17 protein-coding genes are annotated in these 14,724 nt (G+C 59.4%); 7 read left to right on the top strand and 10 right to left on the bottom strand.

The genetic code is table 11. The features are described 5' to 3' along the window. Positions 1 to 21 precede the first annotated feature (21 nt). Entirely contained in the window at positions 22 to 288 is a 267-nt protein-coding gene (locus tag AC4ANK_RS15860) for a hypothetical protein (protein WP_002553262.1), read from the bottom strand. 327 nt (positions 289 to 615) lie between these two features. Here AC4ANK_RS15860 and AC4ANK_RS15855 point away from each other — a divergent pair, with 327 nt between their 5' ends. Then, on the top strand, positions 616 to 1,941 hold the full coding sequence (locus AC4ANK_RS15855; protein ID WP_002553263.1) for a sigma-54 dependent transcriptional regulator: 1,326 nt from the start codon (positions 616 to 618) through the stop codon (positions 1,939 to 1,941). On the opposite strand, the gene AC4ANK_RS15850 is transcribed toward AC4ANK_RS15855, so the two are convergent. Then, the gene (locus tag AC4ANK_RS15850; protein ID WP_002553264.1) at positions 1,929 to 2,462 is read right to left on the bottom strand and encodes an AAA family ATPase; all 534 of its coding nucleotides are present in this window, start codon (positions 2,460 to 2,462) and stop codon (positions 1,929 to 1,931) included. The two genes, AC4ANK_RS15855 and AC4ANK_RS15850, sit on opposite strands and share 13 nt — an antisense overlap. Beyond that, positions 2,459 to 3,022, bottom strand: a complete 564-nt coding sequence (gene pnuC / locus AC4ANK_RS15845; protein ID WP_002553265.1) for a nicotinamide riboside transporter PnuC — start codon at positions 3,020 to 3,022, stop codon at positions 2,459 to 2,461. The genes AC4ANK_RS15850 and pnuC overlap by 4 nt, the downstream gene beginning before the upstream one ends. Positions 3,023 to 3,273: 251 nt before the next feature. Here pnuC and AC4ANK_RS15840 point away from each other — a divergent pair, with 251 nt between their 5' ends. Together AC4ANK_RS15840 and AC4ANK_RS15835 are read left to right on the top strand one after the other, a co-directional pair. Further along, entirely contained in the window at positions 3,274 to 4,104 is an 831-nt protein-coding gene (locus AC4ANK_RS15840) for an undecaprenyl-diphosphate phosphatase (protein WP_002553266.1), read from the top strand. Continuing rightward, on the top strand, positions 4,101 to 4,535 hold the full coding sequence (locus AC4ANK_RS15835; protein ID WP_002553267.1) for a DUF1294 domain-containing protein: 435 nt from the start codon (positions 4,101 to 4,103) through the stop codon (positions 4,533 to 4,535). The genes AC4ANK_RS15840 and AC4ANK_RS15835 overlap by 4 nt, the downstream gene beginning before the upstream one ends. Here AC4ANK_RS15835 and AC4ANK_RS15830 read toward each other — a convergent pair. Beyond that, a complete protein-coding gene (locus AC4ANK_RS15830) occupies positions 4,530 to 4,886 on the bottom strand; it encodes an MmcQ/YjbR family DNA-binding protein (RefSeq protein WP_002553268.1) in 357 nt (118 codons plus the stop codon). The two genes, AC4ANK_RS15835 and AC4ANK_RS15830, sit on opposite strands and share 6 nt — an antisense overlap. Before the next feature lie 126 nt (positions 4,887 to 5,012). Here AC4ANK_RS15830 and pcaD point away from each other — a divergent pair, with 126 nt between their 5' ends. From pcaD to AC4ANK_RS15810, 4 genes are all read left to right on the top strand, one after another. After that, positions 5,013 to 5,804 carry a 3-oxoadipate enol-lactonase gene (gene pcaD / locus AC4ANK_RS15825; RefSeq protein WP_002553269.1) on the top strand — a complete coding sequence of 264 codons (792 nt, stop codon included), beginning with the start codon at positions 5,013 to 5,015 and terminating at the stop codon, positions 5,802 to 5,804. A 79-nt stretch (positions 5,805 to 5,883) separates the two neighbouring features. Beyond that, the gene (locus tag AC4ANK_RS15820; protein WP_002553270.1) at positions 5,884 to 6,843 is read left to right on the top strand and encodes a LysR substrate-binding domain-containing protein; all 960 of its coding nucleotides are present in this window, start codon (positions 5,884 to 5,886) and stop codon (positions 6,841 to 6,843) included. Between the two features lie 74 nt (positions 6,844 to 6,917). Continuing rightward, on the top strand, positions 6,918 to 7,526 hold the full coding sequence (locus AC4ANK_RS15815; protein ID WP_002553271.1) for an FMN-dependent NADH-azoreductase: 609 nt from the start codon (positions 6,918 to 6,920) through the stop codon (positions 7,524 to 7,526). Between the two features lie 361 nt (positions 7,527 to 7,887). Next, positions 7,888 to 8,928 carry an alpha/beta hydrolase family protein gene (locus tag AC4ANK_RS15810; RefSeq protein WP_010203452.1) on the top strand — a complete coding sequence of 347 codons (1,041 nt, stop codon included), beginning with the start codon at positions 7,888 to 7,890 and terminating at the stop codon, positions 8,926 to 8,928. 7 nt (positions 8,929 to 8,935) lie between these two features. Here the strand turns inward: AC4ANK_RS15810 and AC4ANK_RS15805 are convergent, their stop codons facing one another. The 6 genes from AC4ANK_RS15805 to AC4ANK_RS15780 all read right to left on the bottom strand — a co-directional run bounded on the left by AC4ANK_RS15805 (position 8,936) and on the right by AC4ANK_RS15780 (position 14,718). Beyond that, complete coding sequence (locus tag AC4ANK_RS15805) at positions 8,936 to 9,589, bottom strand: glycosyltransferase family 2 protein (RefSeq protein WP_002553273.1); 654 nt, start codon at positions 9,587 to 9,589, stop codon at positions 8,936 to 8,938. Then, positions 9,558 to 10,184: an SAM-dependent methyltransferase gene (locus tag AC4ANK_RS15800; protein WP_002553274.1), complete on the bottom strand. Its 627-nt coding sequence runs from the start codon at positions 10,182 to 10,184 to the stop codon at positions 9,558 to 9,560. The genes AC4ANK_RS15805 and AC4ANK_RS15800 overlap by 32 nt, the downstream gene beginning before the upstream one ends. Next, positions 10,181 to 10,954, bottom strand: a complete 774-nt coding sequence (locus tag AC4ANK_RS15795; protein ID WP_002553275.1) for a PIG-L deacetylase family protein — start codon at positions 10,952 to 10,954, stop codon at positions 10,181 to 10,183. Before AC4ANK_RS15795 ends, AC4ANK_RS15800 begins: the two co-directional genes overlap by 4 nt. A gap of 13 nt (positions 10,955 to 10,967) precedes the next feature. Continuing rightward, complete coding sequence (locus AC4ANK_RS15790) at positions 10,968 to 11,981, bottom strand: acyl-CoA dehydrogenase family protein (RefSeq protein ID WP_002553276.1); 1,014 nt, start codon at positions 11,979 to 11,981, stop codon at positions 10,968 to 10,970. Continuing rightward, entirely contained in the window at positions 11,978 to 14,161 is a 2,184-nt protein-coding gene (gene glgX, locus AC4ANK_RS15785; RefSeq protein ID WP_057425333.1) for a glycogen debranching protein GlgX, read from the bottom strand. The genes AC4ANK_RS15790 and glgX overlap by 4 nt, the downstream gene beginning before the upstream one ends. 158 nt (positions 14,162 to 14,319) lie before the next feature. Further along, on the bottom strand, positions 14,320 to 14,718 hold the full coding sequence (locus tag AC4ANK_RS15780) for a DUF2934 domain-containing protein (RefSeq protein ID WP_002553277.1): 399 nt from the start codon (positions 14,716 to 14,718) through the stop codon (positions 14,320 to 14,322). Between the last annotated feature and the right edge of the window lie 6 nt (positions 14,719 to 14,724).

Below are 14,724 nucleotides of genomic sequence, written 5' to 3'. Positions count from 1 at the left end.
CGGGCAACGCTCAAACCTGCGTCAGGCTGGCATGGTCCAAGGCTCAAGGTCGTAGCCTTCGTTGCTGATTTCTTCACGCGCCTGTTCCAGAGCGCTGGCCAGTTGCCGCTTGTCTGAATAGGTGCTGCTCGGGATCTGCTTGCGACCGATACGGTTGCTGGTGCGGTCGATCACCGTCAGGCTCAGTTCGCCGTTACCATCCTGTGGTGCCCAGGCAACACACTGGAAGGGTTCAAAAGCGTGTCCAGCGATCAGAAGTGCATCGTTGAAGCGCAGTGGGACGTTCATGGTTTTTTCCTCAAGTGCCCATATCAATTCAGTCACGGCGGCGGGCTGACCGTCCGGCTGGTTACTTGTGTTGATGAACGACAAGGGGGCATGAGTCACACCCTTCAACGAAAAATATGCGAATTTTTTTCAAGGGTCGCCCGCGTGACCTTGCAAATAAACATCCTTCAGCAGCGACGGCGTTAGTGACAGAGGGTTATGAGCGTTAGACCCAAACGGTACAACGCTGCGTCAAAAAGTTGCTAGGGTGATAGTTGGGCTCGCCAACATGCTGTTTATGAAAAGCTTTTAAAAATCCCACTCCACGTCGGGCACCAAGGAAACTTCATGCATGGATCGGCCCCAACGCGACGTCTGCTAATCATCGACGGCGGTGACGACTGTCATCCTCTGATCCCTGCTTTGAGTGATGCCGGATGGACGGTGCAGGAAAGCACCTCAGGTTCTACCTTCAATCCCGATCATGACGTGGGCCTGATTCGCCTGACGTCCGGTCATTTCGAACAATTGCCCAGGCTTCAAGAGCTTGTCGCCCATAGCAACATGCGCTGGGTTGCAGTGCTGTCAGCCAACGATCTGCAACGCGAAAAAATAGGCGATTTCGTTTGCCAGTGGTTTTTCGATTTTCACGCCCTTCCTTTCGATGCAGCGCGGTTGCATGGCACGCTGGACAAAGCGTTCGCGGCTGGCCGCCCCGAAGCGCAAGGCGGGCTGGCGCTTTCCGAGGCCGAGCCCGAGCTGCTGGGCGACAGTCGGCCCATTCGTGAGCTGCGCAAGTTGTTGAGCCGGCTGGCACCTATCGATTCACCGGTATTGATTCGGGGCGAGCGAGGTACGGGCAAAGAGCTGATCGCACGCAGCCTGCATGTACAGTCTCAGCGACGCGGCAAGCCCTTTGTCGTCGTGGATTGCGGTGCGTTCACCGGGCATTCGATCCAGGCCGAGCTGTTCGGTCATGAGGATGATGCGTTTGATGGTGCTCAGGCGCACAGGATCGGGCTGCTTGAAGCTGCTGACGGCGGCACGCTGCTGCTTGACGAGGTCGGTGATCTGCCGCTGGAAACCCAGGCGTCGCTGTTGCGCTTTCTGGAAGACCGGCAAATCGAGCGCCTGGGCGGCGGTGAGTCGATTGCAGTGGATGTGCGGGTGCTGGCCGCGACCCGTGAGGATCTTGAAACGGCTGTGCGGAAAAAGCGCTTTCGTGAAGACCTGTATTACCAGCTCAACGTGCTGCAGGTCGGGGTGGCGCCGTTGCGCGAGCGTCATGGCGATCTGGCGTTGCTGGCCAACCATTTCGCCCATTTGTACAGTCAGGACAGCGGCAGGCGAGCACGCAGTTTCAGTCAGGATGCGCTGGTGGCGTTGGGCAAGCACGACTGGCCGGGCAATGTGCGAGAGCTGGCCGGTCGGGTACGGCGCGGGCTGGTGCTGGCCGAAGGCCGGCAGATAGAAGCGGCAAACCTGGGCTTGCTGGGCGAAGAAGACAGTGCTGGCAGCATGGGCACGCTGGAGGAATATAAATCGCGTGCCGAGCGTCAGGCATTGTGCGACGTATTGACCCGCCACAGTGACAATCTGAGTGTGGCGGCCAGAGTTCTGGGCATATCGCGACCGACCTTCTATCGGCTGTTACACAAGCATCAGATTCGCTGAGCTCCCAGCAACTGCGCGACAGCCGTCATCGCCTGCTCGCGGCGCTGCGGCCAGTCACCGCCCAGCACTTTATAGGCCTGCCGATGGTGGTCCAGCCATTCCCGGCTGCTGTCGAAGAAGGCCTGGCGTTCGCATAACTGCGGCTGGCAGCGTTGCCCGTCGCTGATCCAGTCCACGCCCTCAGGTGAAAGCAGCAGGTGCAGGTCGTAGGAGCGGCTCAGCAGTTGCTGTTCGATCCACGCCGGACAGTCGCCGAACAGGGTTCGGCTCCAGAGCACATTGCTCAGCAAGTGTGTGTCGAGTATCAGCAAGTGCGGCTCGCTGGCGCGGGCAGTATCCTCCCAGTCCAGCTGGCCGCGAGCAATGGCCGGGATGTCGGCGTAGTGGGTATCGCGCCCCTGTTGATCGATGAAATGACGTACGTATTCGCCGACCAGCACGCCGCCGAACCGATCCTGTATTTCGGCCGACAGCCAGCTCTTGCCGCTGGACTCAGGCCCGGTCAGGACCAGGACTTTCATCGCGCCAGCGCCAGATCGTTACGCCACTCGCGCCAGCCCTGTACGGCCAGCAGGGTAAACAGCGCATAGAGTGCAGCGGTCAGGTACAGCTCTTTGTAGATGAACAGGCCGACAAAAATCACATCCAGCACAATCCATAGCGGCCAGCACTGAACGCGTTTGTGTGCCATCCACACTTGTGCCACCAGGCTTAAGCCCGTGAGAGCTGCGTCAAGCCATGGCTGTGCGGCGTCGGTGAAATGCGCCATGCCAGCGCCCAGCGCGAGGCTGATGACTGCGCCGACAGCCAGCCCTTTAAGCACTGAATGGCTCGGCAGCACAGTGACAGCCTTGACCGGCAGGCCGTCGCCATGGCGAGTCCACTGCAGCCAGCCGTAGATCTGCAAGCCTGCATAGATGACCTGCAGCAGCATGTCCGAATACAGCTTCACGTCGAAGAATATCCAGATGTAGATCACCACCATCACCAGCCCGATTGGCCAGCACCAGGGATTCTGCTTCACTGTCAGCCAGACCGCGATAACGCCAATGGCGGCAGCGAAGAGTTCAAGCCCGGACATGGCGGCTCCTTGGTTAGGGTTGTGAGGGGCAGGGGCGGCGATTGTATGCGCTTCTGCGCGCGGCGTGGAGCTTGTGTTGCGTCAGGCTGCACGTCAGCAGGCTTTGTGCGCGGAGGTCTGCTAGCATTCCGCGCCTTGCATTTGCGCGACTTTCTTCAAGCTTCGTTCAGGCACGCGACGGCATAGTGGCAAGCATTTTTTATACGACAACATTAAACAGCGAGCCTGCGGCATCGCTTCATGGGGGAATGATGGATCTTTGGACCGCTGCTCAGGCGTTGATATTGGGTGTTGTAGAAGGGCTGACGGAGTTCTTGCCGATCTCCAGTACAGGGCATCAGATCATCGTCGCCGACCTGATCGATTTTGGCGGCGAGCGCGCCATGGCCTTCAATATCATTATCCAGCTGGGTGCGATTCTGGCGGTGGTCTGGGAGTTTCGGCGCAAGATTCTCGACGTTGTCACAGGCTTGCCGAAGCAACAGCAAGCGCAGCGTTTCACCCTCAACCTGCTGATCGCCTTCATGCCGGCCGTGGTGTTGGGGGTGATCTTTGCCGACATGATCCACCATTACCTGTTCAATGCCATTACCGTGGCAACGGCGCTGGTCTTGGGTGGTGTGATCATGCTCTGGGCCGAGCGCCGCGAGCACACTGTGCGCACCGAAACCGTCGATGACATGACCTGGAGCGATGCGCTGAAAGTCGGGCTGGTGCAGTGCCTGGCGATGATCCCCGGCACCTCGCGCTCGGGCTCGACCATCATTGGCGGCCTGCTGTTCGGCTTGTCACGCAAGGCAGCGACCGAATTTTCGTTCTTTCTGGCCATGCCGACCATGGTCGGTGCAGCCGTGTATTCGGGCTACAAATACCGGGACATGTTTCGCCCGGACGACTTCGCGGTGTTTGCCATCGGTTTCATTACCTCGTTCATCTTCGCGATGATCGCAGTTCGCGCGCTACTCAAGTTCATCGCAACTCATAGCTATGCAGTGTTCGCCTGGTATCGCATCGCCTTCGGCCTGCTGATTCTGGCGACCTGGCAGTTTGGCTGGATCGACTGGGCATCGGCCAAGGCATGACGCGGGCTCGCGAGCCGCAGCGGCCAGCCGGTCGGGGCAGGGCACCGGTCCGGCAATTGCGCCTGAAGGTGTCGGCGTTCCTGCTGCTGTGTGTGCTACCGGTCTACGGCTCGGCGTCGCTGGGGTTCAGGCAGGTCACGTTGATCCCGGCGCTGGCTTTGATAGTCATGAGCCTGCTGGCGTTTGTGCTCTATAGGCATGACAAGCGACAGGCCGGAAACGGCGGTCAGCGTACGCCGGAGAACGTCCTGCATGCCACCGAGCTGCTCGGTGGCTGGCCCGGAGCATTGCTGGCGCAACAGGTGTTTCGGCACAAGACCCGCAAGGTATCTTTCCAGATCGTGTTCTGGCTGATCGTGCTGGCGCATCAGGTGCTGTGGCTTGACTGGCTGTTTCTGGGCAAGCGGCTTTTACAGCTGTTGCCTTTATAGTTTCAAGCCGATCTGCTGTCGTTTCGGTAGCCTGCCGACTACAAGCTGGTGGGAGCGGGTCAGCAGATCACGCACTTCATCGTCGCTCAGTGTGTGCAGGTCTGCCACGCTGATCCAGTGCGCGCGGGCCAGGTAAGGCGCAGGCCGTATGCCGGGCCGATCCACGTAACCCAGAAACAGTTCCGGATGGACCTTGAATGAAAGGTCCTGGCCGACCAGGTCCATGACCGCAAACATCTTTTTTTCGGCAACGGAAAATACGCGCACACCGCCCCATTTGTAATCCTCTCGGGCGCCTGGCAAGTCCAGGCAGAACCGGGCGATGTCTTCTTTGTGACGGGTCTTGTTCATGGAATGCTCCTTCAATGGGGCGTCGAGCGGTAAGCTGTTCGATAGCCGCACGGATATTCGATCAGCGGATTGTATGCTGCTGCGACACTCATTAGTGTGCAGGTTTGTCCTTCTCCGGAGTCTTGAATGTCTGCCGTGCAACTCGCCGATGGTGAACTGAACTACCTGCTCGAAGGCCCGGCCGGTGCGCCGGTGCTGGTGTTGTCCAACTCGCTGGGCACTGATCTGCATATGTGGGACAACCACATTCCTGCGTTCATTCGTCATTTTCAGGTGTTGCGCTACGACACGCGCGGGCATGGCAAATCGCTGGTCAGCGAGGGCAGTTACAGCATCGAGCAGAATGGTCGCGACGTATTGGCGTTGCTGGATGCGCTGCACATAGACACGGCTTTTTTCTGTGGCTTGTCCATGGGCGGCCTGATCGGTCAGTGGCTCGCCATCAATGCGCCGCAGCGCCTGCGCAAGGTCGTGCTGTGCAATACGGCAGCCAGAATCGGCAACCCTGATATCTGGAACCCCCGCATCGAAACCGTTCTGCGTGACGGGCAGTCAGCCATGGTTGCATTGCGTGATGCTTCTGTTGCGCGCTGGTTCACGCCTTCATTTGCGCACGCCGAGCCTGCTGTGGTCGACACGGTTGTCGGTATGCTGGCCCGCACATCGCCACAGGGATACGCAGCTAACTGCGCTGCCGTGCGTGATGCAGATTTCCGTGAGCAGATTGCCTCCATTCAGTTGCCGGTATTGGTCGTCTGCGGCACTGAAGATGCGGTAACCACCCCGGCGGACGGGCGCTTCATGGTCGAGCGCATTAAAGGTTCGCAGATGATCGAATTGCACGCGGCTCATCTGTCCAGTGTCGAGGCCGGGGAATCATTTACGGTGCCGGTGCTGGCATTCCTGACGGCCGAGTGAGCTGGCGGGATCTGAAACCCGGTATTGAGAGGCTTGCCATGGCGCTGCATACTCGCGGCTCTGAAAGCGAGGTGGCCGGGTGTTTGATCTCAATGATCTGTTTTATTTCGTTCAGGTGGTCGAATGCCTCGGCTTTGCGCCCGCAAGCCGTAAACTGGGAATTCCCAAGTCCAAGCTCAGCCGTCGTATTGCCGGGCTGGAAGAGCGCCTGGGTGTAAGGCTGATTCACCGCTCGACGCGCACTTTCGCCGTGACCGAGAGCGGGCGCGATTACTACGCTCACTGCGTGGCAATGCTGGTCGAAGCCGAGGCTGCCGAAGAGGCGATTCTGCGTTCCAAATCCGAGCCGCAGGGCAGGGTGGCGATCAGCTGTCCTCCGGCACTGGCGGCGATGGGCTTCAACGAGACCATTGCCCGGTTCGCGGCCGATCACCCGAAGGTTCAGGTGCAGGTCGAAAGTACCAACCGCCGTGTCGACCCGCTGACGGAGAACATCGATATTGCGTTGCGTGTGCGCTTCCCGCCGCTGGAAGACGACGGGCTGGTGGTCAAGCTGCTCGGGCACAGCGCTCAACGTCTGGTCGCACGCCCGGATCTGGCTGCCAGGCTGTCCGCAACATCGACACTCGAGGCGCTATCATCACTGCCCAGCCTCGACACGCCGTCTGCAAGCCATGAGCATCGCTGGCTGCTGGAAACTACTTCCGGCCACTATGCTGAAATTCGCCACACGCCGAGGCTGATCAGCTCGGATCTGGACATGATGCTGCAGGCCGCCCTGCAAGGGGTTGGGGTGGCGCAACTGCCGGAACTGATTGTCCGGGAAGCCTTGCAGGACGGACGTCTGGTGGAACTGTTCAGTCAGCATCGGCCAAAGTGCGGCATCGTGCACGCCGTGTTTGCTTCACGCCGTGGGCTGCTTCCCGCGGTCAGAGGGCTGCTGGATGTGTTCGAAACCTCGTTCAAAGAGCTAAGCCTTAGTCCCGACTCGCTTTATTGTTCTCTTCATAGAACGAACAGTCGCATTCAAGACCACTAATCATCTATTGCGATCAAGGATAGGATGCTCGCCACTTCATCGCTAAGTGGCGATTTTCTTTAAGGAGCTACGTTATGAATTTATTGCACCTCGATTCCAGCATCCTCGGCGATCATTCCGCTTCGCGTCAGTTGACCCATGAGGTCGTTCAGGCCTATCAGCGCTCGCATGCCGACAGCCAGGTAACCTACCGCGACCTCGCCAGCGAAGCCCTCGGGCATTTCTCTGCTGCCAGTCTTGCCGCAGCGGGTACCCCTGTAGAAGCCCGAGATGCGTCCCAGCAACAGGAAGTCGACACTAATGAAGCCACCTTGCAGCAGTTTCTTGCCGCCGACGTGCTGGTGATCGGTGCGCCGATGTACAACTTCACTATCCCGTCCCAGTTAAAAGCCTGGTTTGACCGGATCATGGTTGCCGGCCGCACGTTCCGTTATTCCGAAACCGGCCCTGAAGGCCTGTGTGGCGGCAAGAAGGTTATTATCGTTTCCACTTCCGGTGGCCTGCACGTCGGGCAGCCAACCGGCGCTGGCCACGAAGAACTGCTCAAGGCGCTGTTCGCCTTCATCGGTATCACCGACCTGCAATTTGTTCGTGCGCACGGCCTGGCCTATGGTGAAGAGCCGCGTGCCAACGCCATGACAGCCGCGCAGCAACATATCGAGAGCGAGCTGTTCGCCGCCTGAGTCGGTGATGGTCTGAACAAGACTCCACAACTTGCGCGAGCAACGTGCGCCGGGTTGTGGAGTTTTTTTGTGCGCCGCATAAATGCACGCAGTTTTGAGCGTACTCAACCTTGACAGCTTCCTTACAGGTAAGCGGGCTATTCAAGGACTAAACTGCATCTTCGCGGCACTGTGTTTGCGGTTTGTGGTGTTTTTCACGATTGCTGAAAAGAGCGGGCGGTTTATGGCCCGGCTTGTGCACTATTTCTGTTTTACACACTCTCATCTGGGTGAGAGCGGCGCGCTGGAGCACGATGCTCGACACAAGCGCTGAATGGACTATCCGGGCGAGCCTCCGGATTTGCAAAGGTTGGGCCTTTCGATGGTACGTCTTTGTGCAGTGATGCTGGTTTGCTTGCTCGACAGCCTGATTGCGGTTCACGCTCAGGCCGATGACGCCTGGAGCGCGGGCTATCACGAGCTGAGTTTCCCCGACCCGCTGGATTCACAGCCGGTGCAGGCCATCGCTTTTTACCCGTCGACCGCCAGTGAGCAGTGGAGCACCCTGCACGGCTATCGCGTCGAGGCCGGCGAAAATGCGCCGATTGCAATGGGCCGGTTCCCGTTGCTGCTGCTGTCTCATGGCAATACCGGTACACCGCTGGCGTTGCATGACCTGGCCACATCATTGGCGCGCCAGGGGTTTGTGGTGGTTGCTGTGGTTCATCCTGGCGACAATGATCGTGATCACAGTCGGTTGGGCAGCCTGAGTAACCTGTATGGTCGCCCGCTGCAGATCTCTGAAGCGATCAGCACGGCCTTGCTCGACCCTATGCTGGCCCCTTATCTCAATGCTCGTCAGGTGGGCGTGATCGGCTATTCGGCGGGTGGCGAAACTGCGCTTATTCTTGCGGGCGCGCAGCCTGATCTACAGCGCCTGCGCCAGTATTGCCTCGAACGCCCCACAGACCGTGACGCCTGCAAGACTCAAGGGGAGCTGGTCGCTGACCGCGATGACCTGCATGCCCAGGCTGACCCCAGGGTCGGTGCGCTGATGTTGATGGCCCCGTTGAGCCTGATGTTCGGCCGTCACACGCTGGGCGATGTGCATGTACCGGTGCTGATGTATGCCGGGGATGACGACCAGTTGCTGGCCATCGACCGCAACGCCGAAGCGCTGGCGCGCAAACTGCCGCAGGCACCGGATTATAAGTTGTTGGCGGGGGCAGGGCACTTTGTCTTTATGGCACCGTGCAGTGACGAACAGCGTTCGAGCGCACCGTTACTGTGCAACGACCCTGACGGAGTGGACCGCGAAGACATTCACCGCAACCTGAGCGCAGAAGCTGTGCGCTTCTTCAGCACGGCGCTCAATTCTGCCGACTCTGACCATTCAGGTATGCAGACAGCGCATCACGAATAAGCGCTTTTCAGGCGTTCAGCGAACTCAGAAAGTCGCCAAACCCGCCTCTGGCTTTTGAGTCCAGGCGGGTACTGGTCGTGACCCGCGGGCGGCAGCTCCAGGCGATCCGCGCGCCGATCAGCTCCAGCTGGCGAACCAGATGCACGTCTTCGTGGCAGGCCAGTGCCGGAAACCCGCCTGCACTGATATAGGCAATTGAGCTGACACCCAGGTTGGCACCATGAATGTGCCGATGGCCGTCCCGGTGCTGGTAATGCTTGAGGTAAGCCGCCTGCGCAGCCGCAGAGATATCCTTGTTCCAATCGCCGGGCATGACGGTCCCGCATACCGCATCGGCATCCAGTGCCAGTTGCTCGGCAAGCCAGTCATTCGCCACGGTGCTGTCGCCATCGGTGCAGGCCAGCCAGCGCGCACCTCGGTCGAGGAGAAAAGCTGCTCCTTCGGCGCGTGCCTGTCCGACGTTGCGGGCCGAGACCTCAAGGACCATCACCCCGTGCGCTCGCGCGATGTCTGCCGAGCTGTCGGTGCAACTGTCGAGAACCACCAGCACCTCTACTCGCTCACCCTTGAGATCCGGGTGTTCAGCCGCTTGCTTTATCGTTTCGAGGCACAAATCGAGTAGCTGCTCTTCATTGTGCACCGGGATCAGAATGCCGATCATCGGAGAATTCCTGTTCTGCTACGGAGGTTCCATCACGACTCCACAGGTCCAGCAGGAAATCCTGTTCGTGATGACTGAAAAGACGGTGCATGGCCAAGCGTTCGGCAATGATGTCGTGTACAGCCTGTGCGTTCAGCGGGCAGCCCTCGATATCAGGGCGCCAGTGACAGGCGAGCAACTGACCATCGGGTGAAAGCGAGGATAGAATGCAGTCGATCAGGCGGTGCAGGTCATCGACGTCTAGGTAGTAACCCAGCTCGCTGAAGACGATCAGATCAAATTGTCCCTGCGGCCACTGCTGTGGCAAACGGGCCTGCAGCACGCGCACATGGGGCAGGCCTGCCAGACGCTTGCGTGCCAGTTCTACCGCCAGGTTTGACGTGTCGCAGCACACCAGTGCGTCACAGCGCCCGGCAAGGTCGGCACTGAGTTCGCCATTGGCACAGCCAGGCTCGAATACCGAGCGATAGTGTTCACGGGGCAGCGCGGCCAGTGTCAGCGCACGCTTGCGCCGCTCATACCAGCGTTGCTTGAACGCCCACGGGTCATCGTTGTTGCGAAACAGCTCATCGAAATAGCCGTCTTCGACGCTCATACAAACACCAGTTCAAACGGTTGCAGCAGTCTTTCCAGAACAACGGCTGGCAGAACGGGCGCAAGACCGATGGCCGGGTCACCCTGCAATTGGCTGACGAACGCCTGAGCGGCATTACGTTTACGAGCAAGGGTCGCCGGGTCCAGCAGCAACTTGCGTGCGCGGTCCCATGGCAGACGCTCATCTTCAGGGTCAGCCCAGTGCCAGGCCCAGATCGGTACTTCGCAAAGCTGCGCTCCGGTAGACGCACAGGCTCTTGCACTGGCGCGGCCAACGGCTTCGTGGTCGCCATGACCATCTTCTGCCCAGGTGGCGAACACCACGTCGGCAGGGCCCAGATGACGTTCAAGAAACTCTGTCAGCTGATCTTCGGATTCGGCCACAGTCCCATCCTGCAAGCCGCAGCGCAGCCACTCAAGACGCTCGAGGGGAATATCGAGACGATTCAAGGCTTCGGCGCTTTCCTGGGGCCGGATTGCAGAAAGTCGCTCGACAGGCCAGAGCGTGGAGCCCGGATGGCTGGCAGTGCCGTCAGTGACCGAGATCAACAACAGATTGCGTTCCAGCTGCGCCAACTGGCTCATCAAACCGCCGCATGCCAGTACTTCATCGTCCGGATGCGGGGCGATGATGACCGCCCTGCAATTGTTCGGCACCAGCAGGTCTGCAGTAATCGCAGGTACGCTGCGCAGTTTGCCGGAGGCGTTCCAGGCAGCCAGAGGCGTGCCCTGGCCAGACTCGTCGTCGCTGACTAGAAAGCCTTTGCTCATGATAGATACGCTCTCATAGTGACCACGTGCGTAAAGCTGGCAGCCGTTTACCCGTCAATTGACCCAGTGCAGCAAGGTCTTGCTCGGCATGACTCTGGCGCAGAAAAACCGGCAGGTCGGTGATCAGTCGAGCGAAGTGCGGGTCCTTGCAGTAAGGACCCGCACCTACCGCGCGGCCCACGTGCTGAATGACCAGTTCCGCAGCGTGCTCCACGTAGGCACGACAGCGTCTGGCGAGCACCTCGGCATTTTCAGCCGGGGCCTGATCCAGATGCGCAGCGGCGGCACGCAGTACATCGATTGCGGCGTGCAACGCGACATCTACAGCACCCAGGTGCGCAAGAGCGTGTGGCTCTTCGTGTTTGCCGACCTGTGCCAGCAAGCGTTGGGCGATCGCCCGGGAGGCACCATACCAACACGCCGCGATGCCGATGCCGCCTTGCCAGAAGCCAGGCCGTTCCAGGTAGCCGCCCGGCGCTCCAATCGCTTGCCCGGTAGCGTGCTCGAACACGACTTCGACGCTGCCGGTGGCGCCCATGCCAACTGCGCGCCAGCCATCACTGGTCATATGCACGCCGGGCTGGTCGAGTTGCACCGCCACCAGTTGCTGGCGATGTTCTTCATCCCATGTGGTGATCAATGCATGGCTCAAGGCAGTAGCACCGGAACACCACGCTTTTCGGCCATTCAGACGAAGTGAATCGCCAGTGCCGCTGATATTCACCCGTGCCTGCGGCGGCTCTGCCGCCCACATGCCCCAGGTGCTGAATTGTTCGGGGGGCGGGGCACCCAGTTCCGCCATGATCGCCAAGGCGTCGGTATGCCCCTCGTACAACTTGCACAACCCCAGGTCATGGCCTGCAATGCAGGCCAGCGCCCGCCAGCGCTCAAGTGTCTGACCGCTGGCAGGCAGGGGGAGCTGATCAAGACCTTCGTTGACCAATGCCTGCAAGCACTCGCCCAGCGCACGCGTATCGGCATAACCGTGCTTGCGCCAGTCGAGAAACTCACTCAAGGCATCAATCATTGCTGGTCTTCGCGCTTCAGTTCGAACAGCAGCAGCGAGCGCGGCGTGACGGTATATTGCGAACCGAACGCAAAGTGCTCCTTGCTGCGTGCATCATCCTGATTGGTGTCGATCAGGCACTCATAATGGGTGCCTTCAGGCACTTCCGGCAGGGTGAAGTTGACCCCGTCGTGGTGCGCGTTGACGACCAGCAGCAGCGTAGCGTCGGCACCTGGACGACGGATACCGGTTTCCTGTGCACGGCCATCCATCAACATGCCCAGGCAACGGCCATTGGCATCGTGCCATTGCTCGACACTCATCTCGTTGCCATCCGGAGCGAGCCAGGTTACGTCCTTGACGCCGATTTCTTCGTTGTAATCGCCCACCAGGAAGCGACTGCGGCGCAGAATCGGGTAGGTCTGACGCAGCTTGATCACGCGGGTCACGAACTTGAGCAATGCTGCGCCGTCCTCGTCCAGATCCCAGTTGATCCAGCCAATTTCGCTGTCCTGACAGTAGGCATTGTTATTGCCGTGCTGGGTACGGGCGAACTCGTCACCGGCGACGATCATCGGCGTACCTTGCGCCAGCAGCAAAGTAGCGAAGAAGTTACGCATTTGACGCAGACGCAGGGTGTTGATTTCCGCGTCTTCGGTCGGGCCTTCGACGCCGTGGTTCCAGGACAGGTTGTTGTTGCTGCCGTCCTGGTTGTTTTCGTCGTTGGCTTCGTTGTGCTTGTCGTTGTACGACACCAGGTCGTGCAGCGTGAAACCATCGTGCGCGGTGATGAAGTTCACCGACGCCTGTGGACGCCGACCGCGCTGGTTGAACATGTTGCCGGAGGCGGTCATGCGTGCCGCGAAGTCTGCCAATTGGCCTTCGTCGCCTTTCCAGAAGGCACGTACGGTGTCACGAAACTTGTCGTTCCACTCCATCCAGCCTGGCGGGAAACCGCCGACCTGATAGCCACCTGGGCCACAGTCCCAAGGCTCGGCGACCAGTTTGACCTGACGCAGCACCGGGTCCTGACGGCAGGCGACCAGGAAGCTGTGACGTTCGTCGAAACCATCGTGGTAGCGACCCAGAATGGTTGCCAGGTCGAAGCGGAACCCGTCGACATGCATTTCCGAAGCCCAGTAACGCAGGGAGTCAGTGACCATCTGCAGTACGCACGGGTGGCTCAGGTCGAGGGTGTTGCCGGTGCCTGAGTCATTGATGTAATAACGCTTGTCGTCCGGCATCAGCCTGTAATAGGAGGCGTTGTCGATACCGCGCATGGACAGGGTAGGGCCAAGCTCGTTGCCTTCGGCCGTGTGGTTGTAGACCACATCAAGAATGACCTCCAGCTCGGCATGATGCAGGTGCGCAACCATTTCCTTGAACTCGGCAATCTTGCCACTCGCCAGATAACGCGGGTCTGGCGCAAAGAACGCAATACTGTTGTAGCCCCAGTAGTTGGTCATTCCTTTTTGCAGCAGATGCTGATCGTTGACGAAGGCGTGTATCGGCAGCAGCTCGACGGAGGTCACACCCAGCTTGCGGATGTGGTCGACAACGGGGGCTGATCCCAGACCGGCAAACGTGCCGCGCAGCTCTTCGGCAACTTCCGGGTGGCGCATGGTGATGCCGCGCACGTGGGTTTCATAGAAAATGGTCTTGTCCCAAGGCGTACCGATGCGCTGATCGCGGCCCCAGGTGTAAGCCTCGTCGATCACCTTGCTCTTCGGTACAAAGGGCGCGCTGTCACGTTCATCGAAGCTCAGGTCGCCGTCAGGATGACCAATGGTGTAACCGAACAATGCTTCAGACCACTTCAATTCGCCGACCAGTTGCTTGGCATACGGGTCGATCAACAGTTTGTTGTGGTTGAAGCGATGACCGTTTTTAGGGTCATAAGGGCCGTAGACGCGATAGCCATAGATCAGGCCCGGGTGCGCATCGGGCAGGTAGCCGTGATACGTCTCATCGGTGTATTCCGGAAGTTCGATGCGTTCCAGTTCGATTTCACCGGTCGAGTCAAACAGACACAACTCTACTTTGGTGGCGTTGGCCGAAAACAGGGCAAAGTTGACACCCAGGCCGTCCCAGCTGGCGCCGAGAGGAAAGGGAAGTCCTTCACGAATGCGAGACGGGGTGCTGCCTGGATTGTCTTGCGGGGCTGAATTATCTTCTGCCGTTGTAGTGGACTTCGTATTCATGATGACTTCCTGACGTCGAATGATTTTCTGAGCGGCCAAGGCCGCTATCGAAGCCACGAAGGCTTCAATATTGACGATAAAGTATGGGGGTGTAGCAGGCCTCATCTCCGATCAGAGTGCGACCTGCAACAATGGACTGGCGCCCGGCCAGAAGAGTTTCAAGAATTCGACGGTTTGCGTGGCTTCTTGGCAGCAGGCTTGGCTGGGGCATCAGTTGGCGCAGCGGTAGCCGGCTTGGCTTTGGGAGCAGGCTTGGGAGCCGCCTTGGCCGCTGGCTTTGGCTTGGCTTCAGCTGCGGGCTTGGCCGCTGGCTTTGCTGCTGGTGCTGACTTCGCCACAGGCTTGGCCGCGCCCTTGGCAGGCGCCTTGGCGCTGTCTACTTCAGGCAGCTTGGGCTTGCTCGACTTGCGCACGCTGGACTTGTCAGGTGCCAGGGCTTCTGCTTCTGCAAGCTTGCGCGCCATCTCCCAGTGACGCTCGTCGTGTCCGGAGGGCTTACCCTCGGACTCCCAGATTTGGTAAGCAAAATCGCGAATTCTTTTTTCGTCGGCACTCATCTTGAG

The organism is Pseudomonas sp. Pmew2 (genome assembly GCF_058129885.1).
The sequence above is the reverse complement of the archived record's forward strand: the minus strand, read 5'-3'. Positions and strand labels throughout refer to the sequence as shown.

What these genes read in the sequence shown, in the direction of transcription:
- AC4ANK_RS15780 (WP_002553277.1), bottom strand. Translation starts at nt 14,718, where the DNA reads ATGAGTGCCGACGAAAAAAGAATTCGCGATTTTGCTTACCAAATCTGG.
- AC4ANK_RS15860 (WP_002553262.1), bottom strand. Translation starts at nt 288, where the DNA reads ATGAACGTCCCACTGCGCTTCAACGATGCACTTCTGATCGCTGGACAC.
- AC4ANK_RS15840 (WP_002553266.1), top strand. Translation starts at nt 3,274, where the DNA reads ATGGATCTTTGGACCGCTGCTCAGGCGTTGATATTGGGTGTTGTAGAA.
- AC4ANK_RS15795 (WP_002553275.1), bottom strand. Translation starts at nt 10,954, where the DNA reads ATGAGCAAAGGCTTTCTAGTCAGCGACGACGAGTCTGGCCAGGGCACG.
- AC4ANK_RS15850 (WP_002553264.1), bottom strand. Translation starts at nt 2,462, where the DNA reads ATGAAAGTCCTGGTCCTGACCGGGCCTGAGTCCAGCGGCAAGAGCTGG.
- AC4ANK_RS15855 (WP_002553263.1), top strand. Translation starts at nt 616, where the DNA reads ATGCATGGATCGGCCCCAACGCGACGTCTGCTAATCATCGACGGCGGT.
- AC4ANK_RS15790 (WP_002553276.1), bottom strand. Translation starts at nt 11,981, where the DNA reads ATGATTGATGCCTTGAGTGAGTTTCTCGACTGGCGCAAGCACGGTTAT.
- AC4ANK_RS15810 (WP_010203452.1), top strand. Translation starts at nt 7,888, where the DNA reads ATGGTACGTCTTTGTGCAGTGATGCTGGTTTGCTTGCTCGACAGCCTG.
- AC4ANK_RS15815 (WP_002553271.1), top strand. Translation starts at nt 6,918, where the DNA reads ATGAATTTATTGCACCTCGATTCCAGCATCCTCGGCGATCATTCCGCT.
- AC4ANK_RS15805 (WP_002553273.1), bottom strand. Translation starts at nt 9,589, where the DNA reads ATGATCGGCATTCTGATCCCGGTGCACAATGAAGAGCAGCTACTCGAT.
- glgX (WP_057425333.1), bottom strand. Translation starts at nt 14,161, where the DNA reads ATGAATACGAAGTCCACTACAACGGCAGAAGATAATTCAGCCCCGCAA.
- AC4ANK_RS15800 (WP_002553274.1), bottom strand. Translation starts at nt 10,184, where the DNA reads ATGAGCGTCGAAGACGGCTATTTCGATGAGCTGTTTCGCAACAACGAT.
- pcaD (WP_002553269.1), top strand. Translation starts at nt 5,013, where the DNA reads ATGTCTGCCGTGCAACTCGCCGATGGTGAACTGAACTACCTGCTCGAA.
- AC4ANK_RS15830 (WP_002553268.1), bottom strand. Translation starts at nt 4,886, where the DNA reads ATGAACAAGACCCGTCACAAAGAAGACATCGCCCGGTTCTGCCTGGAC.
- pnuC (WP_002553265.1), bottom strand. Translation starts at nt 3,022, where the DNA reads ATGTCCGGGCTTGAACTCTTCGCTGCCGCCATTGGCGTTATCGCGGTC.
- AC4ANK_RS15835 (WP_002553267.1), top strand. Translation starts at nt 4,101, where the DNA reads ATGACGCGGGCTCGCGAGCCGCAGCGGCCAGCCGGTCGGGGCAGGGCA.